The following is a 15,405-nucleotide window of genomic DNA, read 5'->3' as shown; positions in this document are numbered from 1 at the left end:
CCGCCGACGCGCTCCGGCATGACGCGATGCGTACGCCTCCACGCCGTCGTGTCGATGAAAGCAGGCGGCGCGTGACCCTCAACAGCGCTGTTTTTCGCTGGATTTCCGGACAGCTGAACGGGCTGATACGGCCAGGGTGTGGAAAACCCGCCGGTGCGCCACCGGCTCGCTGGCCGCCGCGGGCCGGGCCTGCTTAGGATCGCCGACGCGGGCCCAGTGGGCGCGGTACGCGCACCGCGTGCCGCGCCCGGCGCCGGAGGGGAATGCCGGCACCACCGATATGCGTGACCGATACCCGTGACCGGTAGGCGCGCGCTACGCGCGGCCGGTACGCGCGGGGGACTTCAGGAAACTCAGGAGAGTGGAATGATGACGGGGGAACAAACATGCGTCGACACGCTGTCGTCGGCGTCGATCGGCGACATTCGCTATCTGCACACCCTCGGCCCGACCGGCACCAACCTGGAGTCGGCGGCCCATCTCTGGTTCCAGCGGCGCGGACTTGAGGGCGAGGGGCAGGTCGTCCTGCACACCTGCCTGGAGGACGCCATGGCGAGCGTGCCGAGGACCGGCGCCCACGCCCTGGTGGCCTGCGCCGTCTACCCCGAGCTGCACACGCTCGTCTTCGGCAACCTCCTCACCTGCCGCATGGTCGACTGCTTCCTGTGGCCCACCTACGAGATGGTCCTCGCCGCCGCGCCCGGCACCAGCGGCGAGCCGCGCACCGTGGCCACCCACCCCGCCCCGGCCGGCCTCGTGGCCTCCACCAGCGAACGGCAGGTGGTGACCAGCAACGCGCAGGCGGCCATCGACTGCGCCGACGGCAAGGCCGAGGGGTGCGTCACCACCGTCGTCGCGGCGCGCGCCCACGGCCTGCGGATCGTCCGCAGCTTCGGCGAGGTCCCCATGGTCTACACCGTCCACCAGGTGCGGGAGCCCGCCCGGTGAGCAGCACGACGGACCGCGTGCCCGGCCCGGCGAGCGGCACCCACCGCCTCCACGACTCCCTGCTCGGCGAGGCGGCCCTGCTCGGCCGCGGCCTCCTGCCGCGCGTCAACGCCTTCCGCGACCGCCAGCGCGAAGACGGCACCGTGCCCGCCCCGGACGCCGCGGACCGCCGCGCCCTGCTCGCCGTCCGGGACGCGGCCACCCGCTGGTTCACCGGGCACGGCAGGGCCGCGCAGGCCGACGCGCTGGCTGCCGACATCGACGGCTGGCTGGCCGCGGGGCTCGACACCCCGCCGCACTTCGCCCGCAGCCGCGACGCGCTCACCGCCCCCGCCGACGGGGACTGGGCGGCCTTCCTCGCCCCCGTCCAGACCACCAACAGCGTGCCGCCCGTCGGCAAGCGCCTGGAGTTCTTCCTGGTCCGCCGCAAAGAGCCGGACGCGCTCCCCGGCCTCGCCGAGCGCTATCCGCATCCGAAGAACAACTGCCAGGCCACCGTGCTCGTCGCGGGCAGCCACGGAGTGGCCGACGGCAACTGCATCGTCTTCTTCCCGGAGAACGTCGCGGCCCACGACAAGGTCGCCGAACAGGCCTACGCGATCTTCTTCTTCAGCAAATTCCGCAGGATTCACGAAACGTACGCCGTGCCCTCCGCACGCGCCGTCCTCACCCCCGGATCCGTGCCCCGCGCCTCCACCGGAATGGACCCCGAAGCCTGCTACCAGGCCCGGGCCGTCTGGGGATATCTGCACGACTACTTCCACCACCAGGGGCGGTGGCCGCTCGACCAGCACATCAAGCTCAAGATGAACTGGTTCATCGGCCTCCTCGAAGAGCTGAAGGTCGACGCCAGGACCGCGCTCGCCTGCCACGCCGACCCCGCGATGCCGTACGCCGACGAGCAGATCGCCATGATCCTCCTGGAGCGGATGTTCCGGTACCCGCTGGACGCCCACGCCGTGCGCAACTTCGACGCGGGCACCGGCGTGTTCCTCTACTCCTGGCTGCGCGAGCGCCGCGCCCTCGCCCCCGACCGGGCGGGCCTCCTGCGCCTGGACCACGATCGGGTGATCGAGGGGCTGCGGGAGTTGGCCGACACCATCGAGGGTATGGAAGCGGCCGTCAGCACTCCCGCGGAGTACCGCGCGGCCGCCAAGGCGCTCGTACGGACCCAGCTGCGCGAGGGCGCCGAAGGCGACCGGTACGCCTTCACCGACGACCAGCGGGTGCTCGTCCGGGCGCGGGAGCGGCTCGCCGCCCTGCCGCCGCTGAGCTTCGCACCGGCCGAGTTGTGAACGGGACGAGCCGAGCCACGAAAGGGCGTACCGCCATGGGGAACCTGGACCGGGCCGCGATGGAGGCCGCGGTGCGGCAGTACTTCGAGGCGTGCAACAAGGTCGACCGCGACCTGTTCGCGGCGTGCCTCTCCGAAGAGGTCGTGCACTACCTGGCCCACGGCATGGCGGGCCCCGTGCACGGCATCGACCCGATCGTGGAGCGCTGGGGCGCCGACGTACGGGCCAACGACTCCCACTGGGCCGTCGACGCCGTCTACGCCGACGAGCACACCCGCACCGCCGTCTGCGAGTGGACCGCCTTCAAGCCACGCCTCGGCAAGGTCCTGCGCGGCGCGGAGGTCTACCGCTTCGCCGCTTCCGGCCTGATCGACGAGGTCCGCATCTACTACGCGTCCCAGCGCGACGACACCCGCGCCGCGAACGAGCTGGAAGGGTTCCCCTACGCCGACCGGGGGTTCGCCACATGACCGGCGCCGCCCCGCCGCTCTCCGACCGGGACGGCGTCATCTGGGTCGACGGCGCCCTCGTGCCCTGGCGCTCGGCCCGCCTGCACGTCCTCAGCCACGGCCTGCACTACGGCGGCGGCGTGTTCGAGGGCGAACGGGTCTACGACGGCCGGGTCTTCGCGCTCGGCGAGCACAGCGCCCGGCTCGTCGCCTCGGCCCGGCACATGGGTTACGCGCTGCCGTGGACGGCCGACGAGGTGGACGCCGTCACGCGTGAGGTCGTCGCCGCGGCCGGGCTCACCGACGGCTATGTGCGCCCCGTCGCCTGGCGGGGCGGCGACACCCTGCGCCTGGTGGCACCGGAGGACAGCCGTGTCCACCTCGCCGTCGCCGCCTGGCCCTGGCCGCGGATCTTCACCGACGGGCCGCGCGGCATCCGCCTTCGCACCTCGCGCTGGCGGCGTCCCGCGCCCGACACCGCCCCGATCCGCGCCAAGGCGGCCGCCCTGTACGCCATCGGAGCCCTCGCCGGGCAGGAGGCGGAGGCGGCCGGCTTCGACGACGCGCTGCTCCTCGACCACCGGGGCCGCATCGCCGAGGCCACCGGCGCCAACGTCTTCCTGGTGATCGGCGGGGAGCTGCACACCCCGCCGCCCGAGTGCGTCCTGGACGGGATCACCCGGCGCACCGTCATCGGCCTCGCGCGGGGCCTCGGCCTCCCGGTCGTCGAGCGCCATCTCGCCCCGGCCGAACTCGACCGCGCCACCGAGGTGTTCCTGACCGGCACGGCGTACGAGGTACAGCCGGTCACCGGCGTCGACAGCAGGAGCTTCCCGCTCGGCGAGGTCGGCGCGGCCCTGGCCGAGGCGTACGCGCGCGCCGTGCGGGCCCCGGGCGGCGACCGCGCGGAGCACCGGGCGCGCCCGGCCCCGGCGGCCGCGTCGAGCGAGACGGGATGACCGGCACCGGGTCCTCCGGCCCCACCGGGTCCTCCGGCCCCACCGGGCCCGCTCGCGGCCCCGCCCCGCACGGCGGGCAGCGGGCCGCCTGGGTGGCGGGGGCGCGCGCCGCCGTGCCCTTCACCGTCGCGATCTTCGCCTTCGGCGTGTCCTTCGGTGTCCTCGCCAAGGGCGCGGGCTTCACCGCGCTCGCCGCGACCTCGATGTCCGGCCTGGTCTTCGTGGGCTCCTCGCAGTTCGCCGCGGTCTCCGTGATCGTCAACGGCGGCGGCTGGGCCGCCGCGGCCGTGGCGGGGACGCTCCTGAACCTGCGGTACCTGGTGATGGGCTTCGCCATTTTGCCCGCCCTGCGCGGCGGTCGGGCGCGTCGCGCCGTCGAGTCGCAGCTGGTGATCGAGGAGTCCTGGGCCATCGCGAGCGACGCCGACGGGCGGTTCGACCGGGTGCGGCTGCTCTCCTCCGGCGTGGTGCTCTGGCTCGGCTGGGTCCTGGGCACCCTGGCGGGGGCCATCGGCCCGTTCCGGGCCGTGGACATCCTCACCTACGGCCTGGACGCGGTCTCCCCGGTGCTCTTCTTCCTGCTGCTCGCCCCCCATCTGGGCACCGCCCGCAAGCGGTCGGCCGCCGCCACGGCGGGGGCCGGGGCCGCCGTCCTCACCGCCGTCGCGGTGCCCGACTCCGCCATCGCCGTGGCCTGTCTCATCGCCGTCGCGTGGACCTGGTGGGCCGGGAGGAAGCCATGAGCAGCGACCCGTGGATCGTCGTCGGGGCCCTGGTGGTGACCACGTTCCTCATCAAGGGGGCCGGCTCCCTGGTGATGGGCGACCGTGAACTGCCCGCCTGGTTCCCGCGGTTCGTGGAGTATCTGACGCCCGCGCTCCTCGCCGTCCTGGTCGTCACGCAGCTCGTGGGCTCGGCGGGCGCGCACGGCATGACCTTCGACGCCCGGGTCGCGGGCTTCGCCGGGGCCCTGGTGGCCTGGCGGCTCAAGGCGCCCGTGCCGCTCGTCGTCCTGGTGGCCGCGGCGGTCACGGCGGGCGTACGCGCGCTCGGCTGACGCCGGCCGGGCGCCCGGGCCGGAGGTGCTCAGGTCGCGCCGGTGGTCTCCGGGGGCCCGGCCGCGGTCGCCCCGGCGCGCTCCACGGCCGCGGCGACCTCCAGGGCCTCGGTGAGGCCCGGCCGGTGGCCGGTGGCCCGGTGCAGGCGCAGGGACCGCTCGGCGGCCCGGGCCGCCTTGACGGGCTGGCCGAGGGCCAGGTGGACCCGCGCGAGTTCGGTCAGGGCCGCGCCCTCGACGAGCCCGAGGCCCGCCTGCCGGGCCGTGGTCAGGGCCCGTCTGGTGCAGGCCAGGGCCTCGCGGTTCTCACCGAGCTGCCGGTGGGCGGCGGCGAGGCCGAGGCACGCCTCGGCCTCGGACCCGCGGCAGCACGCCGCGCGGGCCGCCTCCAGGGCGCGCCGGTGGTGGTCGAGCGCGCCGGGCACGTCGTCCAGGCGCAGCAGCACCGTACCGATGGTGTTGAGGGCGTCCGGCTCGACCAGGCGGCGGCGGGTGCGGTGGGTGACCCCGAGCGCGTCGACGGCGTACTTGAGCGCGAGGCGCGGGTCGCCGAGGTCGCGGCAGACCACCGCGAGCGCGTTGAGGGCGCCCTCCGCCGCGTAGGTGGCGAGGAGCCTGCCGTCCACCGCGAGCGCCCGGGTGAGCAGGCGCTGGGCCTCCTCCAGGGCGCCGAGCGCGTGCTGCGCCATCGCGCGGCCCCACAGCGAGAGCATCACCGTGTGCTGGTCGGCCGAGACCTCGGCGCGCGCCCCGGCATCGTCGAAATGCCCGCGCGCGGCGTCCAGGCGGCCCTGGTCGAGCCGGGAGCGGCCGAGCAGGAACAGGGCCCAGGTCTCCCCGGCGGGCTGCTCGCCCTCGCGGTAGAGGGCCAGGGCCCGTTCGGCGTCGTGGGCCGCCTGCTCCAGGGCGCCGCGCTCGCGGTGCGATGCGGCGAGCCCGAGCACCGCGCCGGCCCGCTCCACCGGCGTGCCGGCCCGAGCGAACAGCTCGTCGGCGCGGGCGCTGTGCTCCAGCGCCTCCTCGTGCCGGGCCAGCTCCCACAGGACGTAGCACAGGCTCCAGTGCATCACCGCCCGCGCGTGGTCGTCGTGTTCGGCCTCGGCGGCCTTGAGGCCCGCGTGCGCGGCCCGCAGCCAGTCGGTGCGTCTGCCGTGCTCCATCAGGTGCCCGTGGACGGCGAGGGCGGACTTCCAGGCGAACGGGCGCGGCCCGTGGCGCACCGCGTGCTGCGCGCAGGCGAGCAGCGCGGGCCGCTCGTCGTCGAGCCAGGCCAGGGCGGCGGTGTCGCGCTTGAAGGTCAGGGGTGCGGTGGGGGAGCCGTCCGGCTCCGGCGGCCGGGCGGCGTACCAGGAGTAGAAGGTGCCGTAGAGGCGGCAGGCGGCCTGCTCGGCGGTGCCCAGGTACCAGGTGAGCAGGCGGCCGACGGCTTCGTCGCGCACGGCGGGGGCGTCCTCCGCCGCGGCCCGCTCCCGGGCGAACAGGCGGACGAGGGCGTGCAGATGGAACCGCCCAGGGCGGTGGGACTCCAGCAGGCTGCGGGCGGCCAGCTGGTCCAGGAGGCGGGTCGTGGCGGGCACCGCGGCGCCGGTCAGGGCGGCGGCGGCAGGGACGGACACCTCGGGGCCCGGGGCGAGCGCGAGCAGCCGCAGCGCCTCCCGCTCCGGGGCGGGCAGGGAGCGGTAGGACAGGGCGAGGACGCCGCGCACGCCGGTGTGCCGCTCCTGGTCGAGGGCGAGTTCGCCCAGGAGGTCGGCGCGCAGCTGGCCGACGATCCGCGCGATCGGCAGGTGCCGGTCGCCGATGAGGTGGGCCGCGACGATCCGTACGGCGAGCGGCAGCAGGCCGCAGAGCCGCACGGCCTCGGCGGCGGCCTCCGGTTCGCCCCGCACCCGGTCCGCGCCGATGACGCGGCCGAGCAGGGCGAGCGCCTCGTCCTCGGCGAAGACCGCGAGGCTCACCCGGTGGGCGTCGTGGAAGGCGGTCAGGCCCCGCAGGTCGGTGCGGCTGGTGACGACGACGAAGCAGGTAGGGGAGCCGGGAAGCAGCGGCCGCACCTGTTCGAGCCCGGCCGCGTCGTCGAGCAGGATCAGGACGCGCTTGCCCGCCAGGAGCGAGCGGTAGAGGGCGGCCTTCTCGTCGGTGCTCTCCGGCAGGTGCCCGGTGCCGACGCCGAGGGCCCGCAGGAGCTGCCCGAGGGCTTCGTCGGCCGTGGTCGGGGCCTCGGCGGCATGGCCGCGCAGGTTCGCGTACAGCTGGCCGTCGGGGAAGCGGTCGGCCACCCGGTGCATCCAGTGCACGGCGAGGGCGGTCTTGCCGACGCCCGCCATGCCGGAGACGGAGGAGATCACCAGGGTCTGCCCCGGGCCCGTGTCGTAGCGGGAGAGCAGTGTGTCGAGTTCCCGGAGCTGGTCGGCGCGGCCGGTGAAGCTGGCGACGTCGGGCGGGAGCTGACGGGGGACCGGGCGTGCGACCGGCGGGGCCGCGGGGGCCGGGGACCGTTCGGGGGCGAGCGCGGGGTCGCCGACGAGGACGCGCTGGTGCAGCTCCTTGAGCTGGCGGCCCGGTTCGATGCCCACCTCGTCGTCGAGGAGCTGGTAGAACTCCCGGTACACGGCGAGGGCGTCGGCCTGGCGGCCCGCGCGGTACAGGGCCAGCATCAGCTGGCGGCGCAGCCGCTCCCGCAGCGGGAACTCGCGTACGAGCGGGGTGAGTTCGGCCATCGCGGCCTCGTAGCGGCCGAGTTCGACGAGCGCGTCGACGCGGTCCTCGCGGGCCACCAGGCGCAGCTCTTCGAGGCGGTCGGTCTCGGCGAGGGCGAAGCTGCGGTCGCTGACCCCTTCGAGCGCGGGCCCCGTCCACAGGGCCAGGGCCTCGTCGAGGAGGGCGACGACAGCGTGGGCGTCGCCGTCGGCGGCGGCCTTGCGGGCCTGGTCGGTGAGGTGGACGAAGCGCAGGGCGTCGACCTGCTCGTCGGCCACCTGGAGGGTGTAGCTGGTGTTGCTGCGGGCGCCCTCGCTGACCAGGACCTCGAAGCCGGAGGTCGCCCGGCTGCCGGGCTCCAGGATGCGGCGCAGGTGCAGGACGTGGGTGCGCAGCGAACTGACGGCGCCGTCCGGGATCTCGCCCTCCCACAGCAGCTCGGCCAGGCGCGAGGTGCTGACCGGGCCGCGGGCGAGCGCCAGGGCCGCGAGGAGCGCGCGCTGCTGTGGTCCGAGGCCCACGTGGCGGCCCTGGACCTCCACGCTCACCGGGCCCAGGAGCCGGATGCGCACCGACTCCTTCGACGCCTGCGCCTCCTGGGGCTCCGAGATGCGGCTCACTCGACTCCCTCTGTTTCCCGGTTGGCGGTCCCTGCTCTTCTAGTCGCTGTTCCGCCCCCGTCCGGTTGCCCGCTTCGGCGCCGATCGGGTCCGGGATCAACCTGATCCGGCGGGCCCGGTCTCGTCGGGTCCCGTGACGAATCCCCGGATGACGCCGTCCGACACCGTGAACTGCCAGGCGGTGTCGATGTCGTTCCAGATGTCGTTGTGGAAGCGGGCGCTCACGGACAGGCCGTCGGGTGACTCGCGCACCACCTCCATGCGCGCGTGCGAGGAGAACAGCTCCCGCTCCACCCACGCGTGCAGGTCGCGCTCGGTGCCGACGTCGATCACGGTGGCGTCCTCGGCGAGGACGGCCCAGAGGGCCTGCTGGTCCTGGGCGTTGACCGCGTCGACGAAGGCGCGTACCGCCGGGTGGGAAGGGCTGCCGCTGGAGGAGGTCATCTCCGGTGCTCTCCTGGTGGTTCAGGGTGGCTCAGGGTGTTTCGCGGTGGTACGTGGTGGATCCTGATCCCCGGCCGGTGCCCGGCCGAGGTGTCGCCGGGGCGGGCGGTCAGCTGTCGGTGACGGCCCGGTGCAGGGCGTGGGTGTCCTCGAACAGGTGGTAGCGCGCGACCCGGCCGTCGACGACCGTGAGGTGCGCGGCGAACGGCGTGGTGAGCGGCTTGCCCGTGGCTTTGACGGTGTCCCGCAGATGGCCGATGATCACCCCCTGCTCACCGTCGACGACGATGTGCGTGACGGTGAACTCCTCGGGCTGCAAATATTCGTGGAGCGTGGTGAAGAACTCCTTCACGCCCTTGTGCCCGGCGTGGTTCCCCGACCACGGCACCGCGGGGGAGCCGGGGGCGAGGAACTCCACCGACTCGGAGAACAGCCGTACCGCACCGTCCAGGTCCCGGTCCGCGAGCCGGGCCAGATAGGCGTCGATCACTTCCCTGGTGGCCCGCGCGGCTGTGTCGGGGGAGTGCGTGGACATCTCACCAACTCCTCGTCTGTCGCTGACGGCAGGACCGGCCGCGCGGCCGGCCCGCTGGTCGTGGAGTCCCAGTGTGGTGCGCCTGTGGCGGGGAGCGTAAGGCAGTCGCCGGTTTCGCGCCACGAGTTGGCGGTGCGTGGTGGTCGGGCGGGCGTGTCGGCAGGTGGGGGAGGGGCACGGCGGGACACGGCGGAAGGGGGGCACCCCCGAACGGGGGTGCGCCGCACGGGACTCCGGACGTGCTCTCCCCGGGCGGCGGACGCACCGCCGCTTCCCGTACGTCGGCCTGCGCCCGGGGGTGGCCGCGACAGGCAACACGGCAGCCGGGCGGCGGACCGGCGGACCGGCTCACCGGGATCGGAGCGGGCACGTCCTAGCCTGTGGGTCTTGCCCTCGTCGCCGACCCTGGAGCGCACCCTGCCATGCAGCCCGTACCGGACCTTCCGTTTCCCGACGCCCACGACGTGGACGACCTTCCCGCCCCGCACGCGCTGCTCGCCCCCGTGAGGGGCCTGATCGGCACCTGGCACGGCCTGGGTGACGGGGGATACCCCACGCTCGACGGGGACTTCGCGTACGCCCAGGAGGTCGTCTTCCGCCACGACGGGCGGCCCTTCCTGCGGTACGAGGCGCGGGCCTGGATCCTCGGGGACGACGGCGGGCCGCTGCGCCCGGCGGCCCGGGAGAGCGGCTGGTGGCGGCTCCAGGCGGACGGACACGTGGAGGTCGTCATCTCCCAGCCCACCGGCATCGTGGAGATCGCTACGGGGGTCGCGGCGGACAACACCGTCGACGTCTCCACGCACCAGGTGGGCCTCACGCCCACCGCCAAACGCGTCGACGCCACGCGCCGCCGCTACACCCTGGCCGACGACGGCACGCTCACGTTCACCCACGACCTCGCGGCGGTCGGCGAGCCGTTGCAGCACCACCTTTCGGCCACGCTGCGCCGCGCGCCCCGGGCGTCGTAGCTGTCCAGGCCGACGAGACGCCGCGCGGCGCGCATGTAGGGGCGCACAGGGGTGGTGTCGCGCGCGGTCGGTTTGTAGGTTTCAAGCCAACTCCTGTGGCACATAGCTCAGGTGTCGGCGCGGCCGTTCGGCCATCAGGCCGACAGGTCCGCGCGGTGCGCACGTCCACCGGCCGTCAGGTCGGTGGTGAGCAATGAACACGGCGGCACCGCGCGCTCGGGGCACGGTGCCGTGGCACGCCCCCACACGAGGCCCGTGACGGGCCCGCACAGAGAAGGAACCCTCATGCGTCGACGACTTGCCACCCTGGCCGTGAGCACAGCGGCCCTCACCCTCGGGGCGGGGCTCGCCGCCGCTCCGGCCTCGGCCGTGCCCGCGGACAAGGCGCAGGTGCTCAGCCGCTGGACGCAGACCGACGCGGGCAGCTACAACGCCTGGGCCGCGGCCCGGGCCAACCAGGGGCAGTGGAGCGCGTACCAGTTCAACTGGACCACGGACTACTGCTCCTCGTCCCCGGACAACCCCTTCGGCTTCCCCTTCCAGACGGCCTGCGCCCGGCACGACTTCGGCTACCGCAACTACAAGGAGATGGGCGCCTTCAGCGCCAACAAGGCGCGCGTCGACAGCGCCTTCTACGCCGACCTGAAGAGAGTCTGCGCGACCTACAGCGGCGCGAAGAAGACCACGTGCGACGCGACGGCCTGGACGTACTACCAGGCCGTCGACAAGCTCGGCAGCGTCGCGCCCACGTACACCAAGTCGGCGGCCTGACCGCCCGGTGAGGAGCGGGGCCACCACCCGGCCCCGCCCCTCACCGCCGTCTGTCCCTAGGGCCGGTGGAACCGCACCTCGGGGAAGCGGGCCGAAGGGCCGGCGAGCAAGGGCGCCTCCCGCCCTCGCAGCTGGGCGTCGACGAACGCGGTGACGTACGCGCGCGTGACGGCATCGGCGCGCTCGCCGTCGAGGCGCTGCTGCGGCAGGCCGAGCCGCTCGCCCAGCGGGGCCAGGTCGGTGAACGAGGTGTGCTCGGTGTCGTTCACGCTCAACCAGCGCTTGAAGCCGGTGAGTTGCTTCCAGGTCCTGTCCCAGCTGGCGTCCGGGCCGCCGGGGGCGTGGCTCGGCTTGCCGAGCATGAGCAGGGGCCGGTGGACCGGCGCGTCGTGGGGGAAGTGGAAGTTGCCGTCCATGTTCACCCCGGCCCGCACGCGTGCGTCCCGCAGCATGGCGGGAATCGTGCTGAAGCCGCCCGCCGAGTGGCCGACCATGGCGACGCGTCCCGCGTCCAGGCGGGGGCCGCCCTTCCAGCCCGCACGCCCGCCGGTGAGTTCGTCCAGGACGAAGGAGACGTCCTCGGCGCGCACCGCGCCCACCTTGGGGTAGTCCCGGTGCGCGCAGGCCACGCAGGTCGTCGGGGGCCGACCGGGGAAGGAGATGCCTTCGGCCTCGTAGTTGTGCCCGATCGCGACGACGCCGTAGCCGCGGCTCGCCAACTCCTCCGCGAGCCCCGTCAGGGTGGCCCGCGGCATGCCGAAGCCCGGTGAGAGGACGACCACGGGCAGACCGCCGCGCGGCCGCACCGGCGTGGCGCGGACGGTGGCATGGGTGACCACCTTGCTCAGGACGTCTCGCGGCACCTCCGGCGGCAGGTCGTCGCCAAGGCCTTGGAGATACGTCCTCGACTCGTCGGCGGTCATGTACGGCGCGCGCGTGCCGGATGGCCTCGCGGCCGGGTACCAGAGGGTGACCATCAGCTCCCGCCGCCGCCCGGGCACCCACGGGTCCGCCCGGTCCCCGTCCACGAGGTGCGCCGTGGTCATCCCGACCGGCCGCTTCCCCGTCGGCGCGGGCAGCTCCGGCGCGGTCACGGGCGAGGGCGGCGCCGGGGTTTCGGCGCGGGCGGACGCGGCGGGTACGGAGCCGGCGAGCGCGGCGGTGAGGACCGCGCAGGCGGCGAGGAACGTGCGTCTCATGAAGGCCCTTCCGACCGGCTTCCCTCCACGACAGGTGTGCCGGGAGGCGCTGCTCCCACGCTAGGGACGGGCGGCGGAGCGGCCATCGGACCGTGGCTGACAGTTCCGCGGCGGACGTACACCCGCAGGGCTACGGCCAGGGGTCAGGTGCGTGCGCGGCGGGCCCCGGAACCCCACCCCGACCCCTAGGTGGCGAGATCGGCACGGTGACAGGTGTGCAACCCCCTATAGCCGATGACAAGCCTGGTGGCCGCGTGTTTGGGTGGGCCGCCCACGCATCATCGGCCCCGTGACCCGGGGCGGAGACAGGCCCCGCGACCCGGGGCCGAGAAGGGGGTTCCATGAAGTTCGCCAAGGTGTCCACGCGCGTCCTCGCGCCGCTGGCCGGAGCCGCGCTCGCAGGTGTGACCCTGGTGTCACCCGCGGCGGCCGCGCCCGAGCACTGGGTCGCGGGGGAGGCCCACTACGCCAACTCCCGGCAGGTCATCACCCCGAACCACGGCACCCAGGGCGCGCGGATCGTGGCCCGCGTGGACTGGGAGGCGGGCAAGGGCGGTGTCTACGGCAACCTGTGGGACATCAAGAGGGACGGCAACGACTCCCGCATCGAGGCCGGTTACTCCTATCTGAGCGGCGGCACCTGGAAGCCGGTCGTCCGTACCCTCAACACCGTCAAGGACACGAGCGACAGCGGGGTGCACACCAATCTGCACACCGACCCGGGCGTGAAGATCAAGGACCTCAAGATCAGGGCCTGTTCCGTGAACAGCGCGGGCGCCTACGTGTGGTGCGGCGACTGGGTGTAGGCCGGCCGGGGCCCGCGGTGACCCGCGGGCCCCGCCCCGCTGGTGGGTGCCCGCGCCGTACGCCGCGAGGGCCTCGGTGACGGCCTGAGCGGTGCCGTCGTAGAGGTTGACCTCGCTGGGGCGGGCGGTGTTCGCGGTGTAGCGCACCAGGGCGAAGTGGTCGCCGGGGAAACGGGGCATGCGGGGGCTTCGTCCGGGGGTTCTCCCCACCCCGCGCCGACCGGGTGGCCCGAGCCCGCAAGGGCCCGCTGACCGGATGGATCAGTTCCTCTTGATCCCGGAGGCTGAGCACGTCGCGATGTTCGACCGGACGCCGCGATGCTCGACGGATAGGAGATCCAGTGTTCAGCCTCAAGTCCTCGCGCCGCACGGTGGCGCGCACCGCCGCGGTGGCCCTGGCCGGAGCGGCGTGCGCCGCGATGATGACCGGCAGCGCCGGAGCCATCGTCAACGGGAAGGATTCCACGCAGCGGTACCCGGCCATGGTGTCGATCCCCGTGACGGTCGCGGCCGACCCCACGCTCAAGGGCGTCTGCGGAGGCTCGCTGATCGACGCGCAGTGGGTGCTCACGGCCGCCCACTGCGTGGACCCGGCCCTCGTCACCCTGGACGGCACCGTCCGGATCGGCAGTGACTCCAGGAAGACCGGGGGCACGGTCAGGTCCGTCGCGAAGACGGTGTCCCACCCCGGCTACAAGAACGGTGAGGGCGAGGGGCCCAACCGCAACGACCTCGCGCTGCTCCGTCTGGACCGCCCGGTCGGCGAGAAGCCCCTCCGCATCGCCGACAAGCCGGGGCGGCCCGGCACCCCGACGCGACTGCTGGGCTTCGGCACCGTCGTCAACGCCTCCGACCCCACCGAGTGGGTCTTCCCCGACCGGCTCCAGGAACTGGACACGCGCCGGGGCGCGGTCTCCGAGTGCGCGCCCGGCTACGCGGACAAGACCCGTCTGTGCACGATCAGCCAGGTGCCGAAGGCCATGGCGTGCAACGGCGACTCGGGCGGTCCGCAGCTCCAGAGGGACCGCAAGGGGCGCTGGGAACTCATCGGCGTCACCTCGGGCCCCGGCGCCCCGGGCGTCCCGTGCAGTGAGGGTCCTGGGCTCTACACCAGCGCGCCCGCCTACGCGAGCTGGATCCACAAGACGATCGCCCGCAACGGCTGATCCTGATCACCACCGGGGCGGGTCGCGGCCCGCGGCACGCGCCGCAGGCCGTCACACGGCGAAGACCTGGGAGTCGTCCGCGAACGCCTTGAACTCCAGGGCGTTCCCGGCCGGATCGAGCAGGAACATCGTCCACTGCTCGCCCTTCTGCCCCGCGAAGCGGACATGGGGCTCGATCACGAACGCGGTGCCCGCCGCGCGCAGCCGCTCGGCCAGCGCGTGGAACGCCGGGACGGTCAGGAGCAGGCCGAAGTGCGGCACCGGCACGTCGTGGCCGTCGACCGGGTTGTGCACGCGCGGCGCGCGCTCCGGCGTGAGGTGCGTGACGAACTGGTGCCCGTGCAGGTTCCAGTCGACCCAGGTGTCCGAGCCGCGGCCCTGCTCCAGACCGAGCACGCCGTCGTACAGCGTCACCGGCATGGCGCACGGCCAGCCCGTCGACCCCGGCACGGGCGCCGAGCAGTGCGGCACGGCCGGGGCCAACCTCCTGGACGTCGGGCTCTGCGCGGCCCACCGCCTCGGCCGCGCCTGGGGCCTCGACACCTGACGCGACCGCCCCCGTGCTCATGTGGCCGCACACCACCGGTCCCGCGGTGACTGTGGTGTCCGGCCCCATGGGCGGGCCTCCGCGCCGACCCTAGGTTTCCCGCTATGACAAGCGGACCTCACCCCGACTCCGCCGACCCCGCCGTCCGCGGGGGCCCGCCGGCGGCCGTGGACCTGCGCGGCCGCACCGCCCTGGTCACCGGCGGCGGCAGCGGCATCGGCCGTGCCTGCGCGGCGGCCCTCGCGGCGGCGGGCGCCGACACCCACGTCGTGGACATCGACGCGGCCGCCGCGAAGGCCGTCGCCGACGCGATCGGCGGCCACGCGCACACCGCGGACCTCGCCGACGCCGAGGCGATCGCGGCGCTGCCCACCGCCGTCGACATCCTCGTGAACAGCGCCGGGCTCCAGCACGTCGCCCCGCTCACCGACTTCCCGCCCGCGCGGTTCACGCTCATCCAACAGGTCATGGTCACCGCCCCGTTCCTGCTGCTGCGGCAGACCCTGCCGCACATGTACGCGCGGCGCTGGGGCCGCGCCGTCCACATCTCCAGCGTCCACGGCCGGCGCGCGAGCGCCTTCAAGAGCGCCTACGTCGCCGCCAAGCACGGCATCGAAGGCCTCAGCAAGGTCGCCGCGGTCGAAGGCGCCCCGTACGGCGTCACCAGCAACTGCGTCAGCCCCGGCTACGTCCGCACCCCCCTCGTCGAGGGCCAGATCCAGGACCAGGCCGCCGCCCACCGCGTCAGCGACGACGCCGTGGTCAGCGACGTGCTCCTCGCCCGCTCCCCGATGAAGCGGCTCATCGAGCCCGAGGAGGTCGCCGCGGCCGTGCTGTGGCTGTGCGGCCCGCACGCGGGCTTCGTCACCGGCACCTCCCTGCCGCTCGACGGCGGCTGGACCGCGACCTGACCGCACGGCCCGCACGCACCCTCCCCT

The 15,405-nt window shown here is 74.2% G+C and carries 17 protein-coding genes; 12 read left to right on the top strand and 5 right to left on the bottom strand.

The annotated features are described in order from the left end of the window. The first annotated feature begins 366 nt into the window (after positions 1 to 366). Genes AC07GB_RS15305 through AC07GB_RS15280 form a run of 6 tightly spaced genes read left to right on the top strand, consistent with a single transcriptional unit; the run spans position 367 to position 4,708 of the window. Positions 367 to 948: a type 2 periplasmic-binding domain-containing protein gene (locus AC07GB_RS15305; protein WP_478845451.1), complete on the top strand. Its 582-nt coding sequence runs from the start codon at positions 367 to 369 to the stop codon at positions 946 to 948. Then, positions 945 to 2,243, top strand: a complete 1,299-nt coding sequence (locus AC07GB_RS15300; RefSeq protein WP_478845449.1) for a DUF6421 family protein — start codon at positions 945 to 947, stop codon at positions 2,241 to 2,243. Before AC07GB_RS15305 ends, AC07GB_RS15300 begins: the two co-directional genes overlap by 4 nt. 35 nt (positions 2,244 to 2,278) lie before the next feature. After that, positions 2,279 to 2,713, top strand: a complete 435-nt coding sequence (locus AC07GB_RS15295; protein ID WP_478845447.1) for a nuclear transport factor 2 family protein — start codon at positions 2,279 to 2,281, stop codon at positions 2,711 to 2,713. Then, a complete protein-coding gene (locus tag AC07GB_RS15290; protein ID WP_478845445.1) occupies positions 2,710 to 3,651 on the top strand; it encodes a branched-chain amino acid transaminase in 942 nt (313 codons plus the stop codon). The genes AC07GB_RS15295 and AC07GB_RS15290 overlap by 4 nt, the downstream gene beginning before the upstream one ends. Then, on the top strand, positions 3,648 to 4,394 hold the full coding sequence (locus AC07GB_RS15285; RefSeq protein ID WP_478845443.1) for an AzlC family ABC transporter permease: 747 nt from the start codon (positions 3,648 to 3,650) through the stop codon (positions 4,392 to 4,394). Before AC07GB_RS15290 ends, AC07GB_RS15285 begins: the two co-directional genes overlap by 4 nt. Continuing rightward, on the top strand, positions 4,391 to 4,708 hold the full coding sequence (locus AC07GB_RS15280; RefSeq protein ID WP_478845441.1) for an AzlD domain-containing protein: 318 nt from the start codon (positions 4,391 to 4,393) through the stop codon (positions 4,706 to 4,708). Before AC07GB_RS15285 ends, AC07GB_RS15280 begins: the two co-directional genes overlap by 4 nt. A 29-nt stretch (positions 4,709 to 4,737) precedes the next feature. Here the strand turns inward: AC07GB_RS15280 and AC07GB_RS15275 are convergent, their stop codons facing one another. The 3 genes from AC07GB_RS15275 to AC07GB_RS15265 form a co-directional block, all read right to left on the bottom strand. Continuing rightward, a complete protein-coding gene (locus tag AC07GB_RS15275; RefSeq protein ID WP_478845439.1) occupies positions 4,738 to 8,028 on the bottom strand; it encodes an AfsR/SARP family transcriptional regulator in 3,291 nt (1,096 codons plus the stop codon). Between the two features lie 96 nt (positions 8,029 to 8,124). Continuing rightward, positions 8,125 to 8,472 carry a nuclear transport factor 2 family protein gene (locus AC07GB_RS15270; RefSeq protein WP_478845437.1) on the bottom strand — a complete coding sequence of 116 codons (348 nt, stop codon included), beginning with the start codon at positions 8,470 to 8,472 and terminating at the stop codon, positions 8,125 to 8,127. A 109-nt stretch (positions 8,473 to 8,581) separates the two neighbouring features. After that, positions 8,582 to 9,007, bottom strand: a complete 426-nt coding sequence (locus AC07GB_RS15265) for a nuclear transport factor 2 family protein (protein ID WP_478845435.1) — start codon at positions 9,005 to 9,007, stop codon at positions 8,582 to 8,584. 422 nt (positions 9,008 to 9,429) lie between these two features. Here AC07GB_RS15265 and AC07GB_RS15260 point away from each other — a divergent pair, with 422 nt between their 5' ends. Together AC07GB_RS15260 and AC07GB_RS15255 are read left to right on the top strand one after the other, a co-directional pair. Further along, complete coding sequence (locus tag AC07GB_RS15260; protein WP_478845433.1) at positions 9,430 to 9,978, top strand: heme-binding beta-barrel domain-containing protein; 549 nt, start codon at positions 9,430 to 9,432, stop codon at positions 9,976 to 9,978. A gap of 285 nt (positions 9,979 to 10,263) precedes the next feature. Then, the gene (locus AC07GB_RS15255) at positions 10,264 to 10,749 is read left to right on the top strand and encodes a phospholipase (protein WP_478845431.1); all 486 of its coding nucleotides are present in this window, start codon (positions 10,264 to 10,266) and stop codon (positions 10,747 to 10,749) included. A 56-nt stretch (positions 10,750 to 10,805) separates the two neighbouring features. Here AC07GB_RS15255 and AC07GB_RS15250 read toward each other — a convergent pair whose 3' ends face one another. After that, complete coding sequence (locus AC07GB_RS15250) at positions 10,806 to 11,948, bottom strand: alpha/beta hydrolase family protein (protein ID WP_478845429.1); 1,143 nt, start codon at positions 11,946 to 11,948, stop codon at positions 10,806 to 10,808. A 341-nt stretch (positions 11,949 to 12,289) separates the two neighbouring features. Here AC07GB_RS15250 and AC07GB_RS15245 point away from each other — a divergent pair, with 341 nt between their 5' ends. After that, positions 12,290 to 12,754, top strand: coding sequence for a hypothetical protein (locus AC07GB_RS15245; RefSeq protein ID WP_478845427.1), 465 nt, complete (start codon positions 12,290 to 12,292; stop codon positions 12,752 to 12,754). A gap of 341 nt (positions 12,755 to 13,095) precedes the next feature. Continuing rightward, on the top strand, positions 13,096 to 13,920 hold the full coding sequence (locus tag AC07GB_RS15240) for a S1 family peptidase (RefSeq protein ID WP_478845425.1): 825 nt from the start codon (positions 13,096 to 13,098) through the stop codon (positions 13,918 to 13,920). A 51-nt stretch (positions 13,921 to 13,971) separates the two neighbouring features. On the opposite strand, the gene AC07GB_RS15235 is transcribed toward AC07GB_RS15240, so the two are convergent. Continuing rightward, positions 13,972 to 14,340, bottom strand: coding sequence for a VOC family protein (locus tag AC07GB_RS15235; RefSeq protein ID WP_478845423.1), 369 nt, complete (start codon positions 14,338 to 14,340; stop codon positions 13,972 to 13,974). Between AC07GB_RS15235 and AC07GB_RS15230 the strand changes: the two genes are divergently transcribed. Further along, positions 14,339 to 14,467: a hypothetical protein gene (locus AC07GB_RS15230; RefSeq protein ID WP_478845421.1), complete on the top strand. Its 129-nt coding sequence runs from the start codon at positions 14,339 to 14,341 to the stop codon at positions 14,465 to 14,467. The genes AC07GB_RS15235 and AC07GB_RS15230 overlap by 2 nt on opposite strands. 104 nt (positions 14,468 to 14,571) lie before the next feature. Beyond that, positions 14,572 to 15,378 carry a 3-hydroxybutyrate dehydrogenase gene (locus AC07GB_RS15225; RefSeq protein ID WP_478845419.1) on the top strand — a complete coding sequence of 269 codons (807 nt, stop codon included), beginning with the start codon at positions 14,572 to 14,574 and terminating at the stop codon, positions 15,376 to 15,378. Positions 15,379 to 15,405 lie beyond the last annotated feature (27 nt).

The organism is Streptomyces sp. NPDC045778 (assembly GCF_056431945.1).
Note: the sequence above shows the minus strand (reverse complement) of the source record. Positions and strands in the feature narration are given on the sequence as shown.